General features: G+C 58.9%; 1 protein-coding gene. It reads right to left on the bottom strand.

Annotation, left to right across the window (positions count from 1 at the left end; all coding sequences use genetic code 11):
• Positions 1-258: 258 nt before the first annotated feature.
• Complete coding sequence (locus tag CN97_RS19655; protein ID WP_035715303.1) at positions 259-1287, bottom strand: IS110 family RNA-guided transposase; 1029 nt, start codon at positions 1285-1287, stop codon at positions 259-261.
• Positions 1288-1362: the final 75 nt, after the last annotated feature.

Below are 1362 nucleotides of genomic sequence, written 5' to 3'. Positions count from 1 at the left end.
GCATATGTGGACACCCCCTTCGTCAAGTCTTTCCTCAATGCGTGTCGAATCCGGTTGGGTGCTTGCATATGTCCGGCCTCGTAGTGCGGCCGGATGGCCGCGGGCCCTGATGATATCCGCGGATCATGGTCCCTATCAAAACATCGCGCTTTTCAGCGCTGCCTCGCGAACGGGTTTTCCTGATCCCCGGCAAAACCGGTAGTCATCACGCTTCTTGGGCAGACCCTCCGAACTGTTGTGACGCTAGTGCGTCGTGACTTATGCGGCGGCTTCTCCGAAGACGGTCTTGTGTGCCATTACCGCCCAGCAGATCCGTGCCATCTTGTTGGCCAAGGCCACCGTTGTCAGGCGTGCAGATTTCGCCTGGAGGAGCTTTCTGACCCAGTTCATTAATGGCCCCTCGGTTGTTCGTCTCGAGAAACCGACGACAGCTGTCGCCCCGATGACAAGCAAGGTTCTCAAATATCGGTTTCCAGCTTTCGTGATCCGTCCCAACCGTTCCTTGCCACCAGATGAGTTGGATCGCGGCGTCAGGCCGAGCCATGCGGCAAGGTCTCGTCCCGATCTGAAGGCAGCAGGATCCACGACAGTGGCCGCCATTGCGGATGCGGTGATTACGCCGACGCCAGGGATCGTCGCCAGCCGTTGGCTGGCTTCGCTCGTGCGGTGCCATTCCAGGATTTTCCTCTCGAGCTCCTTTATCTCGGCATTCAAGGAGCCGATCTGCCGGGCAGAGGAAAACACAATGTCACGCACGAGCGGCGGCAGGTCGATCTCGTCTGCGCCGTGTGCAAGCACCCGCTCGACGAGATCGGCATGCCGTCTGATCCCCTTTGGCGCTACGACGCCCATCTCGGTGAGATGGCCGCGCAGGGCGTTCACAAGCATTGTTCTTTGGCGGACCAAGAGAGCGCGGGTCTTGTGGACCATGAGAATAGCCTGCTGCGATTCAGATTTGATCGGGACGAACCGCATGGTCGGCCTGGTCACAGCCTCGCAGATGGCTTCTGCGTCAACCATGTCGTTCTTCTGGCGCTTGACATAGGGCTTCACGTAGGACGCGACCATCAACCGTACTTCGTGGCCCAAGGCAGAAAGCTCCCGCGCCCAGTGGTGCGCGGAAGGGCACGCCTCCATGCCAACCAGGCACGGTTCCAGCCTCGTAAAGAACTCGAGCATCTGGGAGCGCCGCACCTTTCGCGTGATGACGACTTTTCCTTCTGCGTCGACAGCGTGAACCTGGAAAACGCTCTTCGCGAGATCGAGGCCAATGATCATTCCGGACATATCCAACCACTCCTTCTTCCAGGGAACCGTTGAAACCAGATTCGACGGTTGGGGTGGGGGTGTCCACATCATCAA

The sequence above is a fragment of the Haematobacter massiliensis genome (assembly GCF_000740795.1).
Classification (GTDB): Bacteria; Pseudomonadota; Alphaproteobacteria; order Rhodobacterales; family Rhodobacteraceae; genus Haematobacter; species Haematobacter massiliensis.
This window is presented reverse-complemented; position numbering and strand designations above follow the sequence as displayed.